The 235-nt window shown below is 73.2% G+C and carries 1 pseudogene; it reads right to left on the bottom strand.

What is annotated here, in order from left to right:
* A pseudogene (locus OO57_RS38215) lies at positions 1 to 235 on the bottom strand (hypothetical protein); the annotation flags it as partial.

Here is a 235-nt window from a genome sequence, read left to right on the forward strand (position 1 = left end):
GAGGCTGTCGGTGTGGCTGGAGCCGTAGCCGTCCATCCAGGCCTTCCAGGAGCCGCCGTGGGCGGCCTGGGAGGAGGAGTTGTCGACGACGCCGGAGGAGGCGGTCCAGGGGCTGGCGGTGCCGGTCTCGAAGCCGGGGTTGCCGAGCAGCTGGGCCGGGGTGCAGCCGGTGCCGCCGCCGGAGGTGACGGTCCAGGTGAAGGAGGCGGTGCCGGTCTTGTTGGCGGCGTCCTTG

Source organism: Kitasatospora phosalacinea, from assembly GCF_000717185.1.
Classification (GTDB): domain Bacteria; phylum Actinomycetota; class Actinomycetes; order Streptomycetales; family Streptomycetaceae; genus Kitasatospora; species Kitasatospora phosalacinea_A.